Source organism: Nocardia sp. IBHARD005, from assembly GCF_052814245.1.
In genome coordinates this window covers 3,048,426-3,072,202 of the sequence record NZ_CP199935.1, presented here as the reverse complement: position 1 = coordinate 3,072,202, position 23,777 = coordinate 3,048,426, and the positions used below count along the sequence as shown (strand labels likewise).

Below are 23,777 nucleotides of genomic sequence, written 5' to 3'. Positions count from 1 at the left end.
CCGGCGACCTCGATCTCCGTGATGCCGGCGAGGCTACCTCTGCCGCAACCCGTCGATGACCTGCCACAGGCCGCCGACGGTGTCGCAGGAACCGTCGACCAGAATGCGGTCAGGGATTGCCACCTCGAATTCTTCCTCGAGCGCGATCAGCAGATGGACAAGGGCGAGCGAATCGACTCCCACCGACTTCAGTTCCGCTGCGGCATCGAAGGTAGTGTCGCGAGTCCGGGGCGGCAGAGCGCTGCGAAGGTGCTTCTCGAAGGCCGGATCCCACCGGGAATTCCCGGTGCTGAGGACGGCGGCGTTCTGGTCTTCGGTCATGGCAGGTCTCTCCTGGTTGTCTCGAGAACGGACGCGGCGACCACCCGGTCACCGCAGGTCACGATTTCCGCCGGTGCGGGGCGCGAAAGAAATCCCATCAGGCTCGCGGAGATCCCGTAGGCGCCCACATTCGGGATGGTCACGAGGTCTCCGGGCCGGGCTCCGGCCAGGTCGGACCGGTGGTTGAGCACATCGGCGGGTGTGCACAGCGGGCCGACGACAGCAGCCTCACCGGATTCGGCTCCGCCGGTGTCGGAACCGACGATCGTGGCACTGATCGGGGGCACCCGGCCGATCCCGGACAGCCCGCCCACATGGTGTATTCCAGTGTCGGTGATGACGAACTCGCGACCACCGCTGGATTTGATCTCGGTGACCCGGGCAACGAGCGTGCCACTGTCACAGGTGAGATAGCGCCCTGACTCGAACGCGACAACGGGTGCGCCGCCACGCCAGCCCGGAAACGACGTATCCAGCGCGTCGGCTACCGCTGCCCGCAGATTCGGATAGGTCGGACGGACACCGTCGCGTCCATAGGGCGCGGCGAACCCGCCGCCGAGATCGAGCAGTTGCACGGTGATGCCGAGTCGTTGCGCGAATTCCCGGGCATGGCCGACACTGGCGACGATTTCGTTGATGAGCACCGTTTCGTCGAGCACGTTGCTCACCGGGAAGAAGTGCAGGCCGACCACGTCGACGCCGTCGATGTCGAGATCGGCGGCGGTGAGCGTTGTCGTGGCAATGTCGATGCCGAACTGCGTGGCGGTGCCGGTCATCCGCATCGCGCTGTTGCCGTGGGCCGCCGGTCCATTGACCCGCAGCAGGCACCGCGCGACGATATCGGCCGCGTCGGCGGCCTTCGCGACCCGGTGGAGGTCGGCGAGCGATTCGCAGGAGAAGGTCCGTACCCCGGCCGACAGCGCGGTCGCGATCTCATCCACGGTTTTTCCGGGGCCGGTGTACAGCGCGTCAGCGACGTCGAAGCCCGCGCGGATCGCCGACGACAGCTCCCCCGTCGAACTGATTTCGGCGTGACAGCCACCACGATGCAGAATGGCCCCGATGTGATGATTCGGATTCGCCTTGAGCGAGAAATACAGCCGGCACGGATCCGGGAGTAGATCCCGCAGGTCACGGTTCGCGCGCTCGACCAGTTCCTGGCGATGTATGTAAACCGGTGTTCCGTACTCGCTGGTGATCGACTCTGGTGACGGGTTCATCATTCCTTACCTTGGTACTGTCGAACGACGCTGCGCACGTCAATCTTTCCGTTGCTGGTGAGTGGAAGTGCGGGGACCACGACGCAGTCGTCGGGAATCTTCTGCGGTTCGAGGTGACGAGCCATTCCGGCCAGCACCACAGCCGGTTCTACGGTTCCGGTGATCACCACCAGGTAGGGCGAGTCGTGCGTGGGCGGCACGGTGACGGCTTGCCCCACGCCCGCCACCTGCTCGGCGGCGGCCGCGATCTCGGCGGAACTGGTGCGGACCCCCTTGACCTTGAAGATGTCGTCGCGCCGTCCCTCGATGTAGAGGTAACCGTCCGCGTCGAGCCGGCCGTAGTCGCCGGTGCGCAGGAATCGGCGCCCGTCCTCGGTTGTTCCGAACACGCCGTCGCTGCGCTCCGGCGGACCCCAATAGCCGTCCATCACGTGCGGGCCGTAGGCGACGATCTGCCCGACTGTGCCGAGAGGCAGTGGCGCCCCGGACTCGTCGATTATCTGCACACTCGTGCCGTCCAACGGCCGCCCGACCGTGCCCGGTCGGGTCAAGCCCGCGTCGGGCTCGGCGATGCTGACCCGTTTGCACTCGGTGATCCCGTACATCGCGATCATCGCGGCGGAGGGGAAGACGGTGCGTAGTTCGCTGATGCGGTGCTCGGCGAGGTCGGCACCGGTACTGGTCACCGAACGCACCGCCGGGGCGGGACCTCGACGGGCCATCAGCGCCGACAGCATCGTCGCGACCGCCGGAACCAGCGGGAGCACCGTCACCTCATGGGCGTAGATCGCCTGGAGCATGGCACCGGGACTGGAGGCGTCGGCGAGAACGAGTTCGCCGCGGGCGGCGAAGGTGAGCAACACCTGGTACAGGCCGTAGTCGAACGACAGCGGCAACAGCAGGGCGACGCGGTCGTCCGCCCGGTACGCGAGCCGTTCGGCGATCCCGGTCATGGCAGCGTCGACGGCGGCGGCCGGGCACCGAACACCCTTGGGTGCCGCGGTAGAACCGGAGGTGTACATCAGGCACACCAGATCCGCGGGGCCATGTCCCATCACAGGCAGTTCCACGGTGGCGGCATCGAGATTCCAGACATCGCGCACCACCAGCCTGGCAGCGCAGTCTCGAACCACGGTTTCGAGTCGCAGGTCCGTGGTTGCCGGATGGAGCGGGACCGCGGTGGCACCGAGATGCCACACACCGAACAGCAGGGCGATGGTCTCCGGCGTTGTCGCGGTGCGCACGACCACCCGGTCACCCCGCCGGACACCGGATTCGGCCAGTTTCCCGGCCGCGCTCACCGCGGCACGCAACAGTTGTGCGTAGGTGACGGTGCGCTCACCGTCTCGCAGGGCGGTGGAAGTGCCCGCCGCCGAAGCCGCCGCGGCGAGGATCGCGAACGGTCCCCGGTCACGCCGATCGCGCGTCGTCGGATCGTTATCCATCAGTTCTCTCCGCTCGTGTGATGGGTGTGCGAGGCAGGATCGCCGCCACCACGCCGGCCGCGGCGATCAACAGCGCGGCCTCGACGAGATAGGCGTTTCGGGACGCGGTGAGCAGGGCATCGAGTCCGGGCTGGACGGCGTCGGTCAGCAGTGCACCCGGCGATGGCGCATCCGGGCCTGCCCGCATCGAGTACGACACGGCCAGCGCACTGCCGACCACGGTGACACCGAGCGCGAAGCCGATCTCCTGCACCGCGTCATTGGCCGCCGTCCGGGTGCCGACGCGGTCGGCGGGCGCCGTCGAGACAACGAGTTCGGTGGCGGTGGGCATGGCCAGACCGATACCGAGCCCCACGATGGTCATGGCGCCGATCACCAGCGGCACGGTCTGTGTACTCGCCGCGGCGGCGACACATCCCAGTGCCGTCGTGATCAGGCCGGTGACGACGGCCCACCGAGGACCCACCGTGCGGGCCAGGACCGGCGCCGTCACCGCGCCGACGATGGTGGCCGCCGTGGTCGGCAGCACCGCCGCGCCCGCGGCCAGGGCGGACAGGCCGTGTCCGGCCTGCAGGAGTTGGGTCAGCACGAACATCGCCCCCGCGACAGCGAGAAAGGCGGCGCCGTTGACCAGCTGGCCCGCGATCGATTCGCGGTCGAGGTCACCGAATACCTCGCGCCGCCGGTGTTCGTGGGTGAGAACGGCGGCCAGACAAGCCACCGCCAGCACGGCCACGATCGCCGCGGGCACCGGCACATCGGTCACCAGATTCAGCGCGGGCACCAGTGCGATCATCCCGACCGCGAGCAACAGCGCCGTTGCCGGCGACAGCGCGTCACTGCGTTGCGCGGCGAGTGGAGGAACCAGGGCGAGAACGGCCAGCGCGCACAGGGCGCCGACGACGGCGGTCATGGCGAAGGTGGACTGCCACCCGCGCCAAGCGATCGCGGCACCGCCGCCGACCTGGCCGAGGGCCGTACCGACCACGGTGATCCCGGTCCAGACGGAGATCGCCGCGGAACGGTGCGCCGCGGGCACGACCTGGATGATCGCGGCAAGGGAGGCCGGTGTCACCATCGCGGCCCCCGCACCGAGCACGACGCGGGCGCAGACCACCACGGCAGGCGCGTCGGCGTACAGCCCGACGACACCGCCGACCGCCATCACGATCAGGCCCGCGACCAGTGTCCGGCGGGCACCCCACCGGCCGGTCACAAACCCGGCGGGCACCAGCAGTGCCGCGAACACGGTGGAGTAGCTCACCACGACGACCCGCATCCCGGTGCTGTCGAGGTCGAGGTCGGCGGCCAGCGCGGGCAACGCGAGGTTCATCGAGGTGTTGTTGAACATCGCTACCGCGACCGCGATCGCCGCTACGGCGACGGCAGGCCAGTGCGAGCGTTCGACCGGCGCCGACACTGCCGGGGCTGTCGACTTCGTCGGCACGGTCATCGAACAGGCCCTGCGACGGCGGCCGGGCGGCCGATGCGGACAGGCGGCTCACCGGTGCCGAGCCCGGTCCACTCGAGAACTACACAGGTGCAGGTGAATCCGGCTCCGCCACCCACCAGGAGGATGCGGTCACCGGCCTGCAACCGGGTGGTCGAGAGCAGATGCGCCAGCCCGACCATCTGATCGCTCGCGCCCATGTGGCCGATTGTCCGGGCGAACTTCCAGTTGGACCGTTCGATGTCGAACGCTGCCAGGGTGCCCAGCTGCCGATCGAACTTCGAACGCCCCGCGGCCGGGACGATCACGTGCCCGAGGTCCGCCATCGTGGTGCCTGCATCGGCCAGCACCCCGGAGACGGCATCGGAGACGGCACCGAGTACGCGCTGCACGGCCGCTCGCAGGCCGCCGGTGGTGGCGAAGTGATCGAACCTGGACTGCAACACCAGCTGGTCCGCCGGGGTTTCCAGGCTGAATTCCGGGCCACGGATCACCGGTTCGGCGTCGTTGCTCGCGACCGTGTGTGTCGCGACGATCCGCAACGGGGAGGGGGTGTGGCCGATGATCGCCGCCGCGGCACCGTCGCCATAGACGATGCCTGTCTCGGTACTCCAGCGATCGAATCGGTTGCCGGTGAATCGATCTGCCGTGGTGACCATGATGTCGCCACTGCCAGCCGTCAGGAGCCGGGCCGCGAGTTCGAGGCCACTCAGCCCGACATTGCACTGTTGCTGCAGGTCGAAAGCGTGGGTACGCGGGTGCGCGACCTGGTCGGCGACAAACGATGCGGCAGGCCACATTTCGGCGCCCTGATACCAGAGACCGCCGTGGAACAGCGTGTCGATGGATTCGGCAGCGGTGCCTGCGGCATCCAACGCACGTCGGCCCGCTTCGGCCGCCATCTCGACGGCGACGAGATCCTGTTCGACGCAGATGCTCTCGTATCCGTCGTCGGCGCAGGTGTCGGCGTCGTAGTGTCCGGCTGCCACCGCCTCTGCCGTCGACACGGCGTTCGGGAGCCAGGCGCCTACGCCGCGGAGGTAGGTGTCGTCAAGTTTCATCAGTGCTCGCGCTCTTCTGTGAATATTCCCGCTGTGCGAATGGTGTCGGGACAGTTAATTCGGAACAGATATCCGGTGAAGTCCTGGAATTATCCGTAATTCCGAATCGGATGTTTCGAATCCGTAACAGACCATACGGCGCGCCGTCGTTTCCACAAGTAGGTCATTACCGCCGCGTAAGCACTGGGTTAGATCACCATTAGCGCGGCAACACATTTCGTTGTGCGGCCACCACGATTGCGGTGCCGCCGTAATGTCGCGATTAGCCGACCGCTCTAATCTGGCCGATATGAGCAACCGACCTATACAGAACCCGTACCGGACCGCGACTTCGGCGTGCCTTTCCGTCGCCGGTGTCGCCTTGGCGGCATACCCGATGATCCGGCCGTACTCCGACGAGAAAACACTGGCAGGCGCGGCCGCCTACGCGTCCACATCGTGGGTGCTGGCCCATCTGCTGGCAGTCCTCGGCTTCGCGCTGATCGTCGGCGCGATGCTCTTCGACGTCGCCTCCCGACCGGCCACCCGCAGCGGACTGCGCGTGGCCGCGACGGCGACCGGGATCGTCGCGGTCACCCTGCTGACCTTGTACTACGGGTTCGAATGCTTCGCGCTCAACGAGATCGGGCGGGCAGCGCTCGACGCCGATTCGGACGCGGGCATGGCGCTGGCCGACACGATCCGCAACCATCCGGCCGCGGTGACCCTGTTCGGACTGGGCTGGCTCGCGCTGGGGGTGTCCGTCACGCTCTGGGCGGTTGCCCTTCGGTCCGGTTGGGCCCCGGCCATGTTCGCGGTCATGGTGTGGCTCTACCTGCCGCAGTTCTTCCTGCCGCCGGCCGGGCGGATCGGGCACGGATTGTTGGTGATGGGCACCGCCTTCGCTACCGCATGGGTAGTCCGAACCGTGCGCAAGAGCAGTCCAATGGCCCCGAATACCAGCTCTGAACTGCGAGTTTAGGACTGATCTAGGGCCACCTTAGCCCGACCCCGCAGAGTCTGTTGTACCGCGCAACAGGCAAACGGAGGGCACATGGACAAGCTCGAGGTCGTCGCCATCGAGTCGGCAGCCACCGGGGTCGTACGGGTGGACCTGCGTTCCCCCGACCGAACCCGGCTGCCGGACTGGACCCCGGGTGCGCATATCGCCGTCGAACTCGATGGCCGGTCCCGGCAGTACTCGCTGTGTGGTTCCCGCCAGGACGCCGACCGCTGGAGTATCGCCGTCCTGCGGGAACCCGGCAGTCGCGGCGGATCGGCATACATTCACGACCGCCTCACCGTCGGTGAGCTGATCACCTACAAGGGCCCGACGAACCTTTTCGAATTCACCGGCGCCGCCGCGCACATAATATTCATCGCGGGCGGAATAGGAATCACCCCACTTGTTCCGATGATGGAGCATGCTGGGGAACTCGGCCTTTCGTGGAATCTGTACTACGGCGGCCGCACCCTCGAGTCGATGGCATTCACCGCCGAATTGGTGGACCGGTATCCCGGTCACGTGACAATGTGCCCGCAGGACTCCGAAGGGCTGCTCGACATCGATTCGATAATCAACGGCCTCGACGACACCACAGAGATCTACTGCTGCGGGCCGACCGGTCTCATCGACGCCGTCGAAGCGACCGGTGCGGCGAACGGCATTCGGGTGCGAACCGAACGATTCCACAATGTCGCCACCGACGATGCGGCCGGGAGCGGCTCCTACCTCGTCGAACTGGCCGAGAGCGGCAGCCAGATCACCGTTGCCGAGAATACGAGCTTGCTCGACGCGTTGCGGGAGCACGGAGTGGATATTTCCTCCTCGTGCGAAGAGGGCACCTGCGGCACCTGTGAGGTGCCGGTACTCGCCGGTGCGATCACCCACCGCGACTGTGTGCTCTCCGAAGAAGAGCGGCAATCCGGCGAAACCATGATGGCCTGCGTGTCGCGGAGCGCGGGCCCGGTCCTACGCCTCGCGCTCTAGGTCACCTCCATCGCCGACCCACCACCGATCCGGTTCTAGAAGGAACAAACCCATGTCGAACGCAACCTATCTGTCGTATTTCCATCAGCGAGTGCAGGCGACCCCCGACAAGCGGGCTCTGGTGTTCCTCGATGACGCGGGCACCGAACTGGTCGAACGGCCGATGACCTACGCCGAGCTGGACGCCGAGGCCCGCACGATCGCGGTCGCCCTGTCCGAGGCCGTCGCGCCCGGTGATCGCGCCCTGCTGCTGTTCGCCCCTGGTCTGGCGTTCGTCTCGGCGTTCATCGGAGCGCTCGCGGCCGGTGTCGTCGCGGTCCCGGCGCCCATCCCGGACGGGAAGGAGAAGGGGGTCGACCGGCTCGCGGGCATTGTCGCCGATGCCGACGTGCGGGTGGTGTTGACGCAATCCGAGCTCGCTCCCCTGGTCACCGCGTGGGCGCAGTCGGTGCGCCCGGATCTCGTGGTTCTCGTGGTCGATGAGGTCGCCGCCGACCCGGCCGCCTTGACGGCGCCGGCGATCAGCCAGGACACGATCGCGTTCCTGCAGTACACATCCGGGTCGACCGGAGATCCGAAGGGCGTGATCGTCACGCACGGCAACCTCGTCGCCAACGAGATCGAGATCCAGGCGGCCCTTGACACCGATCAGGACATCGTCATGGCGTCCTGGCTGCCGCAGTTCCACGATATGGGGCTGATCGGAATGATTCTGCATCCGCTGTTCCTCGGCGGCACCGCGGTTTTCATGTCGCCGGTGACCTTCATCAAACGGCCGATCCGGTGGATCCAGGTGATGGATCGCTACCGCGCCACCATCAGTGTGGCCCCGAACTTCGCGTTCGACTTCGTCGCCCGCCGGGTGGACGACGACGCCATCGCCGACATCGATCTGAGCTGTGTGCGGTCAGTGCTCAACGGGTCCGAACCGGTCCAGGCCGAGTCCATCGAAAAGTTCCTGGCCAAGCTGGGCCCCCGCGGGCTCCGGCGATCGGCGGTGATGCCGGTCTACGGCATGGCCGAAGCCACCCTGTTCGTCACCGGCACACCGGTGGACAACGAACCCCGAATCTTCGATGTGGACGCGGAGGCGTTCGCGAGCAACGTGTTGCGTCCCCCCGTGGACAGCAACGCGGCGCAGGTCAGAACGCTGGTCGGCAGCGGAAGGCCGATCACGCTGAAGGTCGCGGTCGTCGACCCGGAAACCACCCGGGAAGTGGCGCCGGGTGCGGTCGGCGAGATCTGGGTGCACGGCGCGAGTGTCGCAGCCGGGTACTGGAACATGCCGCAGAAGAGTGCTGACACCTTCGCGGCCGAGATCGCCGGGGGTACCGGCGAAACCTGGCTGCGCACCGGCGATCTCGGGGCGATCGTGGACGGCCACCTCTACGTCACCGGCCGGATCAAAGACACCATCATCGTCAACGGCCGCAACCTCTATGCCCACGACATCGAACGGGCGGCACGCAGCGTCTCCCCCGCCGTCGCCGCTGGGGTGGGCGCGGCATTCACCGTCGGTCAGCCCGAACGACTGGTCCTCGTGCACGAGATTCGTCCCGAACTGCTTGCCGACACCACGCACGCCGAAGTGATCTCCCTGATCCGCGATGTGGTCCGCAGCGAATTCAGCACCCCCATCGCCGAGGTGATCCTCGTGGGTAAGGGTTCGGTCGCCAGGACCACCAGCGGCAAGCTCCGCCGGGTGCGGATGCGGGAGCTGTACGAAGCGGGCCAGATCACCGCATTGACCGAACAGGTGCCCGTCGCATGACCGCGCCGACTGCCCGCGCCGAGGTGCCCGACCACCTCGGACTCGACGACATCCTCGGTGCGGGTGACGCACTCGGCAACCCGGCCGGGCACAGTGCGCTGAACGCGGCCGACCGGATCGACGAATTCCCCACCGGCGCGGTGGCGCTGCTCGATCAGCACCGCTTGTTCGAGTACTACGTCCCGGTCGAATACGGCGGTCGGCTCGACGATTACGCCGCGACCATGGACATCATTCGCACGATCGCCCGCCGCAACGTCACGCTGGCTGTCGCGCACGGCAAGACCTTCCTCGGTGCGGTGACCATCTGGGTCGGTGCGGACCAGCAACTGGCACAGCGGGTCGCCGACGTGATCCTGTCCGGGACCGCCGTGAGCTGGGGCCTGACCGAACGCGGGCACGGCAGCGACCTGCTGTCCGGGGATATGCGACTGACCCGCGACGAACACGACAACCTCGTGCTCGACGGTGAGAAGTGGCTGATCAACAACGCGACCCGGGGTGGCGCACTGACCCTGCTGGTGCGAAGCAAGCCCGAGGGCGGTCCGCGCGGATTCGACCTGGTGTTCTTCGACAAGTCGCGCCACGACGCGTATCGACCGGTGCCCAAGGAACTCACCCACGGGATCCGCGGCGCCGACATCAGCGGAATCCGGATCGAATCCGCGGTCGTCGACGAGGCCGATCTGGTGGGGCGGGCGGGCACCGGACTCGAAACCGTGCTCCGTGGACTGCAATTGACGCGCACATTGTGCTGTGCGTTGTCGCTGGGCGCGGCGGACAGCGCGCTCGACGCGGCGCTGGAGTTCGCGCGCACGCGAACCCTGTACGGCCGCGCCCTCGTCGACCTGCCCGACGCACGGCGGATCCTCGGTGAGGCACTCGCCGATCAGTTCCTGAACGAGGCGTTCGCCTTCGTAGTCGCCCGATCCATCCACGAACTGCCCGCCGAACTGTCGCTGCACTGCGCGGCCGCGAAGTTCCTCGTCCCGACCCGCACCGAAGCCATGCTCCGGCGGCTGCGCGGGCTGGTCGGTGCCCGGTCCGTGCTCGACGGCGACGACCGGGTTCTCGGCCGGATCGAACGCGATCACCGCATCGTCTCGCTCTTCGACGGCAATACGGTGGTCAACCTGTCCTCGCTGATCAGCCAGTTCTCGCTGCTGTCGGGAAAGGACGGCCTGCCTGCCGAGACGATGGCAGCGACCTGCCGGATGGACCGGGTCCCCGCACCGGTGGAGCACGCGCGGCTCAGCCTGCTGGCCAAACGCGGATCGAGCGCACTGCGGTCCCTGGCGGCCACCGCGCAAGCGACCGCGCAGGACCCGGGCACACCGGAAACGTTGCGCACACTGATCGCCGAGACGAGCCGGCTCACCGACGCCGAAACCGCCAGGGCGGCCGGACAACCGCTCATCGCCGCCGACACCCCGAACTCGTCGTTCGTGGTGGCCGAACGCCTGTCGCTGTGTCTCGGTGCGGCATGTGCCATCCACTTCTGGTACGCCAACCGCGACGACCGCGACCGACACCCGCTCTGGCGCGATGGACTGTGGCTCGAAGCAGTACTCGGCCGGGTGCTCGACCTGCTGCGCGATGACGCCGACCACTTCGGCGGCACCTACGGGCCGACCGATCGACTGCTCACCGCGGCGCTCGAGCTGCCGCGTGCGCAACGAATCAGTGTGCTCGGCAACGCCGGACACCATGCGACGAAGGCAGGAAACCTGTGACCGCGGCGCTTCCCATCACGGCCTGCGCAGAGTCGATCGAATCGGCTCTCGGCGACCCCTTCGACGCGGCAGGCCCCCTGCCCGCCGACGCCGTTCTCGCGGCCGACGAAGCAGGCCGCCTCGCCGACGGTGCCGAGGACCTTCTCGACACCGCCCGGCTCAACGCCGCCTTCGTCCCCGCCGAACTCGGCGGCACGCTGCGCTCGGTACCGCAACTGATCGGTGCCCTGCGCCCAGTGTTCGCGCGCGACGCCTCGCTCGGCCTCGGCTACGGCGTGACCACCCTGATGGCCGGGCTCAATGTATGGACCGCCGGCGACGACGCGCAGCAGGCCGCACTCGCCGACACCATCCTCGACGGCGGCAAAGTGTCGGTCGCCTACCACGAACTCGACCACGGCAACGACTTCTCCGCCAACCAGATGCGGGCGGTCGAAACCGGCGGCGGCTATCTGCTCGCCGGCCGCAAGGAAGTCATCAACAACGCGCAACGAGCCAGGGCCGCGGTGGTTTTCGCGCGGACCGACGACCGGCCGGGACGGGCACATTCGCTGTTCCTCGTCGACCTCACCGACGCAGCGCACAGCGTCAGCCGGCTTCCTCAGTTCACCACGACCGCATTGCGCGGAGTCACCCTGAGCGGCTTCGACTTCGACCGGCACCCGGTCCGCGCCGCGGATCTGGTCGGTGCTCGCGGCACCGGCGCCGAGATCGCGCTGCGATCGTTCCAGGTGAGCCGAACAGTGATGGCTAGCGCCGGGATCGGCCCGGTGGACATGGCATTGCACATCGCTTCGGCGTTCGCCGGGCAGCGCGTCCTGCGCGGGCGGACCGTGGATTCGATGCAGCACGCCCGCACGAATATCGCGCTGGCGAACGCACTGCTGCTCGCCACCGATGCCATGGTCGGCTCCGTCGCGCGGCGCATCCACAGCCACCCCGAAGCGGTAGCCGCACACAGTGCCGCCGCGAAATACCTTGCCCCGCATCTGCTGGAACAGGCCATGGAGTACCTCGCGGTGGTGCTCGGCGCACGGTTCTATCTGCGCACCGGCCCGTCCGGGCTGTTCGGCAAGCATTTCCGGGATATCGGCCCGATCGGCATCGGGCACGCCGGCGGCACCTCCTGTCTGCTGACCATCCTGCCGCACCTGCCGCGCCTGACCCGCGACACCGAGACCGGCAGCTCGGCGGAGCTCCTGTTCACTCCGACCACCTCCGGCACGGGAATCCCGTTCGGCCGGTTGCGGATCGGAGTCCCGGTCGGCGACCCGTACCTGGCGGGATTGCCGTCCGCGCTGGCGTCGCTCGACGACGCCGGACCCGGCGGTGGTGGCAGCGCGGCCACCACCGCCCGGACACTGCCCGCCTTCCTCGACGCCGCACGCGGTCTGGCGGGGACCGAACTCGGGATCGATGCCGGGCCGCGCGCGATGGCCGTGGCCGCGCGCTACTGCGAACTGCTCGGGATCGCCGCGGCCACCGGCCACCACCAAGTCCATCCACACCCGTTCACCGCCGCATGGGCGCGGCTGGCCATCGCGGCGATCGAAGCGCGACGCACCGGCCTTCGACCCGACGTCGACATCGCCGACGTCGACACCGTTTTCGACGAACTCACCCACCGCACCCGGACGGGGCGAAGCCACTGCCTCGACGCCGCACCGGTACTCCGCTCGATACCCCAGGAGAAGCAATGACCGACCTCAGCCCGGTAACGACCGACGCCGACATCGCCGACTGGCTGGCGAACAAGGTGGCGGGATACCTCGACACGACACCCGATGCGATCGACTACGACCGCTCCCTCGCCGAGTACGGGCTCGACTCTGTCTACGCCATCACCCTGTGTGGCGAAATCGAGGACACCCTCGGCATCGCCGTCGAACCCACCCTGGCCTGGGATTACCCCACCATCAGCGCGATGGCCGAGTTCCTGGCCGCGGAGACCGGGCCACAGAAATGACTTCCGCACCGATAAGGACGGCGCTGTCGACAGTGGACGTGGCAGGCATCGACTGCCGCTTCCCCACCGCCGACTCGCCGGAGGACTTCTGGGATCTGCTGGTGCACGGTGGGCACGGCATCAGCGAAGTGCCACCGCAGCGGTGGTCGATCGAGGACTACTACGACCCCGATGGCGGACCGGGGCGGGCGAACACCCGGTTCGCCGGCTTCATCGACGATCCCGAAACGTTCGACTTCGCCTTCTTCGGGATCGCCCCCGTCGAGGCGAAGGCGATGGACGTCCAGCAGCGGATGGTGCTGCAGACGGTGTGGCGGGCGCTGGAGAACGCCGGTCTCGATCCACGGTCGGTCCGCGGCAGTGACACCGGCGTGTTCGTCGGTGTCATGTCCAGCGACTGGGGCACCTTGCATCTGGCCGACTACGCGGGCATGTCGGCCCAACGTGGCGTCGGCAATGGGTTCTGCATGATCGCGAACCGGGTGTCCTACCAACTCGATCTGCGCGGACCGAGCCTCGCGGTGGACACCGCCTGCTCGTCGTCGCTGGTCGCGGTCCACATGGCCGCTAGCGCCCTGCGCAACCGCGAATGCGATACCGCCGTGGTCGTCGGGGTGAATCTCATGCTCACCCCGGCCCTGTCGGTGTTCTACACCCAGGCCGGGTTGTCCGCCACCGACGGGCGCTGCCGCCCGTTCAGCGGTAACGGCGGCGGCATCGGCCGCGGCGAAGGCGTCGGTGCGGTGGTGCTGCGCCGCAGCGAAGACCGTCCCGACGACGCTCCCGAACCGTATGCCCTGATCGCCGGTTCCGCCATCGGCCAGGACGGCCGGAGCAACGGCTTGACCGCCCCGACCCGCTGGGGGCAGGAAAGGGTGATGACCAGGGCCCTCGCTGCCGCGAACCGCACGGCGGAGGATCTGGACTTCATCGAAGGACACGGCACCGGGACCACCCTCGGCGACATGGTGGAGGTCAGGGCGCTGCGCGGCATCGTCGGCGGTGAACCCACCCGCACCCGGATTCTGGGTTCGGTCAAGGGCAATATCGGGCACTGCGAGGGCGCCGCGGGCATCGCGGGATTCATCAAAGCCTGCCTGGCACTGGACAAACGCATCGTGCCGCCGACCTTGTTCGCCGAGGAGGAGAATCCGCAGCTGGATCTCGCCGCGCACGGGCTGCGCCTGGCCGCCGGTGCCGAACGGCTCGGCCGCGGCCAGCTGTACGCGGGCGTGAGCAGTTTCGGTTTGGGCGGGACGAATGCGCACGTGGTCCTCGCCTCAGCCGAACGCACGCGCAGGCCCAAAGGCAAAGGCACACTCGGCGTGCTCACGGTGACCGCCGATACCGGTGACGCGCTGGCCCGCAACCTCGCCGCCGCCTCCGCGGGCCTCGAAACCAGCGACTGGCTGCGGCAATGCTATTCGAGTAACCGCGTCAAGACCGGCCTCGGTGTCCGCATCGCGGTTCCCGCGAGCAGCGCCGACGCCCTGCGGGTGGCGCTGGCGCATGCGGACCGGCGGGCCGAGGCGGCGAAGAAGGCGCCGCGCGGGACGCGGATCGTCTTCGCGTTCACCGGACAGGGCGCCCAGTACCGTCGGATGTGTATCGATCTGACGCACCGTCTCCCGGCCTTCGGCGCCCACCTCCATGACGTGGACGAGGCACTCGCGCAGATCACCGGTTCCTCGATCATCGCCGCGATCGAGTCCGGTACCGACGCACGGGGGCGCTCGCTCGACGACACCGCGGTCAGCCAGCCCGCGCTGTTCGCCGTCCAGGTCGCGCTCGCCCGGACCTTCGCCGACTTCGGGGTACACCCGGCCGCCGTGATCGGGCACAGTGTCGGCGAATTCGCCGCCGCGGTCTGCGCGGGCCGGATGGCATTCACCGAGGCTGCCCGGCTGGTGTGCGCGCGGGGTGAGGCCATGCAGGCCGTGGCGCGCGGGGGCGCCATGCTCTCCGCGGAATGCGATCACGACACCGCCCTCGCCCTCGCCGAGAGTATCGACGGTGTCGGCATCGCCGCGGTCAACGGGCCTTCGGCAGTCGTGTTCGCCGGAGTCGCCGACGCCGTGGAGACCATCGCCGAGAAGCTGCGGGCCGACGGTGTGCGGGTCAGGGCGCTCACCGTGTCGCACGCCTTCCACTCGGCGCTGATGGAGCCCGCGCAGGCCGCGGTGCGGGATGCGGCGGCCACGGTCCGCACTGTTCCGGACGACGCGGTCCGGCTCCCGATGGCCTCGACCGTGACGGGCGCCCTGCTGGAATCGGGTGACCTCAGTGCCGATTACTGGGCGCGCCAAGTGACCGAACCGGTCCTGTTCGACCGGGCGGCGCGCGCCCTGGCCGATCTTCGGCCGACCCATGTGGTCGAAATCGGTCCGCGCGGTGTGCTGTCGGGCATCCTGCGAACCTCGTCCGCGCTGCCGGACAGCGCGATTCTCACCCCGATCCCGAGCGAGAAGTCCGACGGCACGGAGTTCGCGGGGACGCTGGCTTCGCTGTGGGAATCGGGCGCCGAAATCGCCTGGAGCGCCCTCTACGAACGCGGCGAACGCCGGATCCGGCGGCTGCCGGGCTACGTGTTCAGCGACAGCGAGCGCTTCCTGGTCTCGGCGGCGAGCGCCGGGCTCACCGCGCCGGTGCGGCCCGTCGCCGGACCGCACGCGGGCAAGCCGGCGAAAACGGTGGCGAGCACCGCTGATCCGGTGCCCGCTGACCCGTCGAGCGTGCACAGCGCGGTGACCGCCGTACTCGGCGCCATCGGCGACTACCGCCCGGCCGATCTGCGGCTGGACCGCGATCTTCGCGACGACCTCGGCTTCGACTCGATCATGATCATGCAATTCGCTGATCAGATAGCACCCCGGCTCGGCCTGGTAGCGGCGCCCGGACCTGAGCAATTGCACAGCGACATCAGAACGGTGGGGGAACTGGTGGAACTGGTAGCCACGCTGATGAAGGAGAACCCACGATGACCGCCCACGCCAATATCCTCGGCACCGGGACCGCACTGCCCGGTCCCGCGATCGACAATGTCACGCTGTCACAGCGATTCGGCGCCAACGCGCAATGGATCGACCTGTTCGTCGGCACGAAAACCCGGCACTTCGCCGTGGACCTGGATACCGGGGTACCCACCTCGACGCTGAGCTCGCTGGCCGCGCGCGCCGCCGCGGCGGCGATGGCCGACGCCGATGTCGACGCCAGCGAAATCGACTTCATCGTGCTCGGCACCGCCACCCCCGACCACCTCATGCCCACCTCGGTGAACCTGGTCGCCGACGAACTCGGCATCGACCAGGTCCCGACCTATCAGCTGCAATCGGGCTGCGCCGGTGCGATCGCCGCGCTGGATGTGGCGATGTCGCGGCTGTCCCCGGAGTCGCCGACCGGCCTGGTGATCGGTGCCGATGTCTGCGTCAAGCATCTGCGCCTCGACCGCGACGCCAACAGCAAGATGTCCCCCGCCGAACTGGTGAACTACGTGCTGTTCGGCGACGGCGCAGGTGCTGTGGTGGTGTCCTCTGACGACGCCGGTGCGCGGATGCGGCTCTCGCACGTGATCAACCGGTTCACCGGTCGCGGTCGCGCCCCCGGTCAGCAGATCGAATGGTTCGGAATCGCCGACCGTGACAGCGACATGATCGCGCTGAACGAGGACTACAAGGCCATCGAAGCCCTGGTGCCGGACATGGCCGCCGATGTGGTCGCCGAACTACTCAGGACGACCGGCTGGGACCGCGACAGCATCGATTACCTGATGCCGCCCCAGCTTTCGGGCCGGATGACCGACAAGATCGTGCGGCACCTGAATGTCGCTTCCGCGAAGGACATCTCCGTCGTCGCCTCGACCGGTAACAACGGCAACGCGCTGCCCTTTCTGCAACTCGACGCGCTGGCCGGTCTCATCGGCCCTGAGGAACGGGCCGTCCTGGCGGCCATCGAGTCGAGCAAATGGATCAAGGGCGGCTTCGTCGTGGAGGGTCTGTCATGAGCATGAGCCTGCTCGAACATGCCAGAGGACTGCGGCGATCCGGTCGGTTGGAAGCCCAGCTCGACGAGATCATCGCGGGACTGCCCGACCAAGACGACGACACGCTGTGCCGGATCGGCCAACTGCTGGTCACCGCCGACGCCGAGGCCGCGGCCGAGAGTCATCCCGCGCTGCCGAGGGCTACTGTCAGCGTCATCGGCAGTTCGACGCTCGCCCCGATCCGCGCGCCCTTGGCCGGCATGCTCGGATTCCGCGGATTCGTGCCGACGATCCGCGTCGGTGACTACGCCCAGTACATGAGCGAGCTGCTCACCGGCGTCGACGGTGAGACCGAGGCCGATGCCATCGTCTGTGTCCTCGACGCCAAGGAAGTGTTTCGCCGCCTCCCGGTGGTGTGGACACCGGGTCAGGTCGCCGATGCCTGGGCAGCCGTACTCGACGAACTCGTCGTCGCGGTCGGTGGCCTTCGTGAACGCAGCGCCTGCCCGGTCATCCTCACCACCGTCGAGTTGCCGCCGCGCCTGATGGCCGAGATCGTCGACCTGGCCTCGCGCACCGAGCTGTCGCTGGCGTGGCGGGAAGCCAACAGCACGCTGCTGCGCCTGGCACAGCAGCTGCCAGGGGTGTATGTGATCGACTCCGCGCCGATCCTGGCCCAGGCCGGCTCGCTCGATGACGAACGCCTCGCCGCCTACGCCCAGATCCGTTTCTCCGAAGACTATTTCACCGAACTCAGTCGCGAGATCGCGGCGATCGTCACCGCCTTGCGCGGGCGGACCAGCAAATGCCTGGTCGTCGACCTGGACGGGACGATGTGGGGCGAGGTGCTCAGCGAGGTCGGTCCGGCGGGCGTGGTCTCCGGCGAAGGGCCGGTGGGCGAGTGCTTCTCGGCGATGCAGGGTGTGGTGCGCCATCTCGCGGCGCAGGGCGTGCTCCTGGCCATCAGTAGCAAGAATGACGACGACCTGGTGCGAACCACGTTGCGCGACAACGCGAACGTCGATCTCGCCGAGGAGGATTTCGTCGCGATCGCCGCCAACTGGGATCCCAAACCGAACAATATCGAGGCCATCGCGCAGGGCCTGAACATCGGCGTGGATTCGCTGGTCTTCGTCGATGACAGTGCCTCCGAACGGGGATCGGTGCGTACCGCACTGCCCTCGGTGCGGGTGGTCGCGGTGGACCACAAGGAGCCCGCGCTGCACGCCCACGCGGTGCTGCGGGCCGGCTACTTCCGGTCACTGCACGTGACCGCCGACGACCTCGAGCGCGCCGAACGGTACCGGGCCGAAACCCAGCGGCTGGAATTCAAACGGTCGGCCGGTTCGATCACCGACTATCTGGTGGGACTGGCGACCCGGATCGAACTCACCGAGCCCACTGATGCCGAGCTGTCCCGAATTTCGCAGATCACCTTGCGTACCAACCAGTTCAACACCACCACCGTTCGCCGTGACCCCGGTGTCGTTGCCGCACTGCGCGACTCGGCCGACTCCGCGGTGTTCGGTGTTCGCTGCACCGACCGGTACGGCGACCACGGACTGATCGGCGCGGCGTTCGTCGAAATCACCTCGGACGCTTGGCATATCGACAATTTCGCGATGTCGTGCCGGGTGCTCGGGCGCAATGTCGAAGACGCCGTGATCGGCTGGATCTGCCAGCGAGCCAAGGCAGCTGGGGCAGCCGCGGTCACCGGCAGCTTCCTCGCCTCACCGAAGAACGCCAAAGCCGCGGGCCTGTTCGCCGGCCTCGGTTTCAGCACCGTCTCGAAGTCGGCGCAGGCCGCGAGCTACCGGCTGGAGCTCGGCAACCCGCCGCAGCTGCCGCCGCATATCGAGATCGCCGAGCCGGCGACCACCACGCCCTGATCGCAGAAGGAGTACCACCGCCGTGACCGAATCGGAATTCGTCGAACTCATCGTGAACGAAACCGGACTGCTCTATGTCGCCGAAGACCTCGCCACCCCGTTCGACAGCCTCAACGATTGGGACTCGGTCTATCTGATGAAGGTGCTCACCGGGATCGAGTCGACCACCGGGAACACCCTCGAGATGAGCGAGCTGATCGAGGTCACCTCCCTCGGCGACCTGTACAAGGCTGTCGCCGCGCAGGTCGCGTCATGACCGGCACGCACGTCACGTCGCTGGCGCGGGAGCGGCGCCATACGCTCGCTTTCCTGGCCAATGCCCGGACCGCGGGCGCGGTCTACCTCGACACCGAAGTCGACGCGAGCGCCCTGACCGAGCACCAGCGCCAGGCCGATCGCAAGATCTCCGTCGTCACCTATGTGATGGCGGCGCTGGCGCGGACCCTGACCGAGTATCCGCAGGCGAACGCGACCATCGGCGGGCTGTGGGAATCACAGGTGACCTCGCACCGAACCGTCGATATCAAACTGGCGCTGGACAAGACGATCAACGATGTGCGCTGTGCCGCCTCGGCGGTGGTGCCCGACGTCGCCGCGATGTCGCTGGATCAGATCCAGGATCACGTCGAGCGGCTGCGCGACACCGCTGCCGAGGATCTCGACGAACTCGCCGGCATCCGCACCTTGCACCGGCTGCCGCTTTCGGTGGCCCGCCTGGTCTTCGCCGCCGTCACCCGTCGATCGGGCGGCCCGGCGCGGATGGGCACCGTCGCACTCAGTTCACTGGGACACGCCGAGGTCGCCCGGTTCTTCTCCTACGGCGGCACGACGGTCACGATCGGGCTCGGCCGGATCACGCGCAAACCCGTCGCGATCACCGTCGCCGATACCGAACAGATCGTCGTGCGCCCGGTCCTGCCGCTGAGCCTGACCTTCGATCACCGGGTCATCGACGGCGCCCTCGCCGCCGATGTGCTGTCCGCACTGGCCCGCCACCTCAGCGCGGCCGACAGCGGGCAGCCGTGAGCCGTGCAGCCGGCTGGACCGAGGTCGGCGCCCAATGGGACCTCGATGCCGACGGCCGGTTCCGGCTGGCCACCATCACCGACTGGCTGCCCGCCACCACCCCGCCGGAAACGCAGCTTCGCGCGGTACTCGGCAACGCGTTCGACCGCTGGACCGCGATGACCTCCGCGTTCGCCCGGGGCCGGCTGTTCGCCTCGCGCGCGCTACTGCGCGCCGTCGTGGCCGATCACCTGGGATGCGATGACAGCGAGATCGGCATCCACACCGAGCCCGGTCGCCCGCCGCACGCGCGGCGTCACACCGCGCCCGCGCCGGTCGCCATCAGTCTGTCGCACACCGGCGACACCCTGGCGGTGGCGGTGGTGAACAGCGGCACGGTCGGGATCGACATCGAGGCAAGCGACCGGCCGATCTACACCCCCACCTTCGCCGCCGCCGTCGCGCATCCGCGCGAACTGGCGCAGCTGGCCCACCTCGAGCCGGGTGAACGCAACACCGCGCTGGTCGCGCTGTGGACGATGAAGGAATCGGTGCTGAAGGCTCGCGGCACGGGACTGACCGTTGATCCGCGGCGGATCTGCGTCGGCCTGCCCACCCGCGACACCGCCTCGACCACCCGATATGTCGCGGCACCGGACGGCCACCGAACCCGGGTCGCGACCACGACACAGCACGGTCTGCGGATCAGCGCGGCACACAACTGGAGGCACCATGCATAGCCTGGCCGAACGCGTCGATCTGGTGCGGCTGCACGCCGCGGCGCAGGGACTGCCGAGTCAGCGAGCCGAGCAGATCCTGGCGACGATCGACACCATCGACGACGGCCCGACCGGATGGTCGACGGTGTGGCTCGCGGCCGGTCGACGCGAGTACGAGCAGCAGCGCTACCGCGACGCGGTGCCGTATCTGAACCTTGCCCGGTTCCCGTTCGTCGCGACGCCCGACGCCGCCACCGCACACCAATTGTGCGTCGAAGCGTTCGGCATCTGGGCCGCCTCAGCCGGCGTGCGCCGGGTGCTCCTGCCGGTCGCGGGAAGCGAGGTGCCGGTATGGCTCGCCGAACGGACCAGGGCGCCGTGGGGCAACTCCGGCGATGTGCTGGTGGTGTGCGGCGGGATCGTCAGCATCAAGGAGCAGTGGGCGCGGTTCGTCGAGCTCGGGCGCCGATTCGGCATGACAGTGGTGCTCACCGAACTTCCCGGCGTCGGCGAGCACCCGCTCGACTACCGCGACAGCTCCGGTCAGGACCTGAGCGAGCTGTTCGACGCCCTCGCCGCGGTGACTCCGGTCCATCGGATCTTCGCCTCCGCCATGAGCTTCGGTGGCACCGTGGCGCTGCGGGCCGCGGCATACGACCCGCGGATCGAGCGGATCTTCTCGGTCGGGCCGCCGATGCGGCACCTGTTCACCGACGCCGGCTGGTGGCAGCAGATCCCGCAGACCACCAAAGACGCCCTTGCGAAGACGACCGGCATCGCGGCCGACCGGCTGCCCGGCGAACTCGGCCGGTTCGCCGTGACCCCTGGTGAGCTCGCCAGGGTCAGCGCCAAGGTCACCGCCATCGCCAGCCGACGCGACGAGATCGTGCCACCCGAGGATGTGGCCTCGCTGCTCGGCGAACTCCGGCACGCGAGCGTCTTCGCGTTCGACGACGTGCACGGATCTCCGAACCACATCGCCGACACCGCGCTGACCCTGACCGGTGAACTCGCCGACTTCGCCGACGTACCCGTCGGCTTGAAACATCTTCCGCCGCTGATCCGGCGCGCACGGGGCCGTGCCACCGCCGTCACCGCCCGCACACCCTTCGTCGATATTCGGAGCACCGGATGACCGATCAGACCGAAGCCGTACTCACCCGAAGCACACCCACTCGGGTCGAACCGCGCGAAAAGCACACCAGCACACAGCTGAACGTGCTGTGTTTCCACTACGCGGGCGGTGCCCCCACCGCTTTCCGAACCTGGCGCGACCAGGTACCGGACGGGGTCGAACTGACCGCGGTAGCACTCCCGTCGACCAGACCGGTCGGCGGTCGTCGAGTCCACCGCACCATCGAATCAGTGGTCGATTACGTCGTCGAACACTATGCCGACCGCATGACCGGTGACTACGTCCTCGTCGGACACAGTATGGGTGCGCTGTTGGCCTACCTGGTAGCGCGCCGACAGGTCGACCAAGGACTCGAACCGCCGGCCGGTCTGGTCGTGGCGGCCTTTTCCGCGCCACAGCTCGACCCGCTCTCCATCGGTGTCGACACCCTCGACGACGCAGCCTTCGCCGCGGCCCTTGCCCGATTCGGTGGTTTGCCGGAAGCGCTGCTGCATCGGATGGAATGGCTCGCACCGCTGTTGCCGACGGTGCGCGACGACCTGCGCATGTGCGAGCGGTTCCGGTTCGTCGCGGCATCGACCGAGTTCGCCGTGCCGACCCATGTCATCGGCGCCACCGAGGACGGTCTCGTCGCACCTGATCGGGTGGACGCGTGGCGCGAGATCGGCACCGACGTCACGCTGTCGTTCCTCGAAGCAGACCACTTCTTCTCCGGCGGTGCCGCGCACACCTTCCGCGACACCGCGATCAGCAAAGCCATCGAATTCTGGGGTCGCCGCGGCACCGGCCGTGCGCCCCGCATCCTTCATCGAAAGGCCAGTTAATGACCACGTACACCGCCGACATCGCGATCATCGGGGCCGGGCCGGGCGGGCTGTCGGCGGCGGTCGCGCTCAGTCGCGCCGGGCTGTCGGTGACGGTCGTCGAAAAGACCCTGACCACTGAGCGTTCCTTCCGCGGTGAGTCCCTGTCGCCGGATGCCGTCGCCCTGCTCGACGCGCTCGGCGTGCTCGACGACATCACCCAGTCGGGCGCGCTGGTGACCAGGAAGCTGGAGATCTCCGAAGCCGGGAACCTGCTGATGTCGGCGGACTTCGCCGATTTCGACTACCCGCAGCCCTATCCGCGTGAGGTGCCGCAACCAACACTGCTCAACGCTTTGGAGAAGGCCGCGGCCGAGTCGGACGGCTTCCGGATGCTGCGCGGTGCGAACGTGCACGATCTGATCGTCACCGACGGCCGGGTGCACGGCCTGACCTTCGCCGACGCCGACGGCGAACACGAGGTGCGTGCCGCGTTGGTAGTCGGTGCGGACGGCCGGTATTCGAAGACCGTCGCCCTGTCGAAGCTGGACTACGAACGGATCCAGCTAGACCGGGACGTGGTGTGGATGCGCACTCCGCTGCCCGAGCAGTGGGACACCGAGACCTATCGGATCAGGATGCGCGGCGCCGACCACGGCCTGTTCATTCCCACCTACCCCGACATGGTCCGGGTCGGCTTCAACATTCCCAAGGGCAGTCTCGGCGAACTGCGCAAGAGCGGCATCGCCACCCTGCACCAGCGGATCTCGGACCTGGCACCGGAGCTGTCGGACCTGGTCCGCGAGCACGTCACCCGGTTCACCGACACCTCGACCCTCGATATCTTCACGTCCCGGATGCCCCGCTGGTCGCGTCCCGGTCTGGTGTTCATCGGCGATGCCGCGCACACCCTGTCACCGGTGCTCGGGCAGGGCGTGAACCACGCGCTGATCGACGGCGTCGTGCTCGCCGAACTCGTGTCGACCGCCTTCGGCGCCACGGGCGGCCGCGAAGCCCGCCTCGATGCCGCGGTGCTGGAGTTCCAGGGTGTGCGCGAGCCCGATGTCGCCGCGTCCCGTGGTCTGCAGTTGCGTCAGGAGTGGCTGTTCTCGATCGGGCACCCCGTCGGGGTGGCCGCGCGCAGTTCGCTGTACCGGGTGCTGAACCTCGTCAAACCGTTGCGTCTGCAGATCCTGTCCAACGCCTACTTCCGGTTGCAACGTCAGCGCGGCGACCTCGCCACCGGTTCTTTGGCCCGCTAGTTCACTTCTTCGACGACACTGCCCCTGTGCGCTGGCCAAGCGCACAGGG

20 protein-coding genes are annotated in these 23,777 nt (G+C 68.1%); 15 read left to right on the top strand and 5 right to left on the bottom strand.

Annotation, left to right across the window (positions count from 1 at the left end; translation table 11 throughout):
• Positions 1 to 33 precede the first annotated feature (33 nt).
• From ACTWPB_RS14340 to ACTWPB_RS14320, 5 genes are read right to left on the bottom strand one after another with little or no spacing between them, the layout of a single operon-like run.
• Positions 34 to 321 (bottom strand): phosphopantetheine-binding protein, encoded by a 288-nt coding sequence (locus ACTWPB_RS14340; protein WP_446226129.1) that lies wholly within the window; start codon positions 319 to 321, stop codon positions 34 to 36.
• Positions 318 to 1,544, bottom strand: coding sequence for a hypothetical protein (locus ACTWPB_RS14335; protein ID WP_446226128.1), 1,227 nt, complete (start codon positions 1,542 to 1,544; stop codon positions 318 to 320). The genes ACTWPB_RS14340 and ACTWPB_RS14335 overlap by 4 nt, the downstream gene beginning before the upstream one ends.
• Positions 1,541 to 2,986 (bottom strand): class I adenylate-forming enzyme family protein, encoded by a 1,446-nt coding sequence (locus ACTWPB_RS14330; protein ID WP_446226127.1) that lies wholly within the window; start codon positions 2,984 to 2,986, stop codon positions 1,541 to 1,543. Before ACTWPB_RS14330 ends, ACTWPB_RS14335 begins: the two co-directional genes overlap by 4 nt.
• Positions 2,979 to 4,439: an MFS transporter gene (locus ACTWPB_RS14325; protein ID WP_446226126.1), complete on the bottom strand. Its 1,461-nt coding sequence runs from the start codon at positions 4,437 to 4,439 to the stop codon at positions 2,979 to 2,981. The genes ACTWPB_RS14330 and ACTWPB_RS14325 overlap by 8 nt, the downstream gene beginning before the upstream one ends.
• Positions 4,436 to 5,497 (bottom strand): ketoacyl-ACP synthase III family protein, encoded by a 1,062-nt coding sequence (locus tag ACTWPB_RS14320; protein ID WP_446226125.1) that lies wholly within the window; start codon positions 5,495 to 5,497, stop codon positions 4,436 to 4,438. Before ACTWPB_RS14320 ends, ACTWPB_RS14325 begins: the two co-directional genes overlap by 4 nt.
• Before the next feature lie 289 nt (positions 5,498 to 5,786).
• On the opposite strand from ACTWPB_RS14320, the gene ACTWPB_RS14315 reads away from it, so the two are divergent.
• From ACTWPB_RS14315 to ACTWPB_RS14245, 15 genes are all read left to right on the top strand, one after another.
• The gene (locus ACTWPB_RS14315; RefSeq protein ID WP_446226124.1) at positions 5,787 to 6,458 is read left to right on the top strand and encodes a hypothetical protein; all 672 of its coding nucleotides are present in this window, start codon (positions 5,787 to 5,789) and stop codon (positions 6,456 to 6,458) included.
• A 72-nt stretch (positions 6,459 to 6,530) separates the two neighbouring features.
• Positions 6,531 to 7,466: a PDR/VanB family oxidoreductase gene (locus tag ACTWPB_RS14310; protein ID WP_446226123.1), complete on the top strand. Its 936-nt coding sequence runs from the start codon at positions 6,531 to 6,533 to the stop codon at positions 7,464 to 7,466.
• Between the two features lie 52 nt (positions 7,467 to 7,518).
• Positions 7,519 to 9,237, top strand: coding sequence for a fatty acyl-AMP ligase (locus ACTWPB_RS14305; RefSeq protein ID WP_446226122.1), 1,719 nt, complete (start codon positions 7,519 to 7,521; stop codon positions 9,235 to 9,237).
• Complete coding sequence (locus ACTWPB_RS14300) at positions 9,234 to 10,970, top strand: acyl-CoA dehydrogenase family protein (protein ID WP_446226121.1); 1,737 nt, start codon at positions 9,234 to 9,236, stop codon at positions 10,968 to 10,970. The genes ACTWPB_RS14305 and ACTWPB_RS14300 overlap by 4 nt, the downstream gene beginning before the upstream one ends.
• Positions 10,967 to 12,670, top strand: coding sequence for an acyl-CoA dehydrogenase family protein (locus tag ACTWPB_RS14295; protein WP_446226120.1), 1,704 nt, complete (start codon positions 10,967 to 10,969; stop codon positions 12,668 to 12,670). Before ACTWPB_RS14300 ends, ACTWPB_RS14295 begins: the two co-directional genes overlap by 4 nt.
• Complete coding sequence (locus tag ACTWPB_RS14290; protein WP_446226119.1) at positions 12,667 to 12,936, top strand: acyl carrier protein; 270 nt, start codon at positions 12,667 to 12,669, stop codon at positions 12,934 to 12,936. Before ACTWPB_RS14295 ends, ACTWPB_RS14290 begins: the two co-directional genes overlap by 4 nt.
• Positions 12,933 to 15,917, top strand: a complete 2,985-nt coding sequence (locus ACTWPB_RS14285) for a type I polyketide synthase (RefSeq protein ID WP_446226118.1) — start codon at positions 12,933 to 12,935, stop codon at positions 15,915 to 15,917. Before ACTWPB_RS14290 ends, ACTWPB_RS14285 begins: the two co-directional genes overlap by 4 nt.
• Positions 15,914 to 16,936, top strand: a complete 1,023-nt coding sequence (locus ACTWPB_RS14280; protein WP_446226117.1) for a 3-oxoacyl-ACP synthase III family protein — start codon at positions 15,914 to 15,916, stop codon at positions 16,934 to 16,936. The genes ACTWPB_RS14285 and ACTWPB_RS14280 overlap by 4 nt, the downstream gene beginning before the upstream one ends.
• A complete protein-coding gene (locus ACTWPB_RS14275) occupies positions 16,933 to 18,804 on the top strand; it encodes an HAD-IIIC family phosphatase (RefSeq protein WP_446226116.1) in 1,872 nt (623 codons plus the stop codon). Before ACTWPB_RS14280 ends, ACTWPB_RS14275 begins: the two co-directional genes overlap by 4 nt.
• A gap of 22 nt (positions 18,805 to 18,826) precedes the next feature.
• Positions 18,827 to 19,060, top strand: coding sequence for an acyl carrier protein (locus tag ACTWPB_RS14270; RefSeq protein WP_446226115.1), 234 nt, complete (start codon positions 18,827 to 18,829; stop codon positions 19,058 to 19,060).
• The gene (locus ACTWPB_RS14265; RefSeq protein ID WP_446226114.1) at positions 19,057 to 19,830 is read left to right on the top strand and encodes a 2-oxo acid dehydrogenase subunit E2; all 774 of its coding nucleotides are present in this window, start codon (positions 19,057 to 19,059) and stop codon (positions 19,828 to 19,830) included. Before ACTWPB_RS14270 ends, ACTWPB_RS14265 begins: the two co-directional genes overlap by 4 nt.
• Positions 19,827 to 20,549 carry a 4'-phosphopantetheinyl transferase family protein gene (locus tag ACTWPB_RS14260; RefSeq protein WP_446226113.1) on the top strand — a complete coding sequence of 241 codons (723 nt, stop codon included), beginning with the start codon at positions 19,827 to 19,829 and terminating at the stop codon, positions 20,547 to 20,549. The genes ACTWPB_RS14265 and ACTWPB_RS14260 overlap by 4 nt, the downstream gene beginning before the upstream one ends.
• Complete coding sequence (locus ACTWPB_RS14255) at positions 20,542 to 21,663, top strand: alpha/beta hydrolase (protein WP_446226112.1); 1,122 nt, start codon at positions 20,542 to 20,544, stop codon at positions 21,661 to 21,663. Before ACTWPB_RS14260 ends, ACTWPB_RS14255 begins: the two co-directional genes overlap by 8 nt.
• Positions 21,660 to 22,487 (top strand): thioesterase II family protein, encoded by an 828-nt coding sequence (locus ACTWPB_RS14250; protein WP_446226111.1) that lies wholly within the window; start codon positions 21,660 to 21,662, stop codon positions 22,485 to 22,487. Before ACTWPB_RS14255 ends, ACTWPB_RS14250 begins: the two co-directional genes overlap by 4 nt.
• Positions 22,487 to 23,728, top strand: coding sequence for an FAD-dependent oxidoreductase (locus ACTWPB_RS14245; RefSeq protein ID WP_446226110.1), 1,242 nt, complete (start codon positions 22,487 to 22,489; stop codon positions 23,726 to 23,728). The genes ACTWPB_RS14250 and ACTWPB_RS14245 overlap by 1 nt, the downstream gene beginning before the upstream one ends.
• Positions 23,729 to 23,777 lie beyond the last annotated feature (49 nt).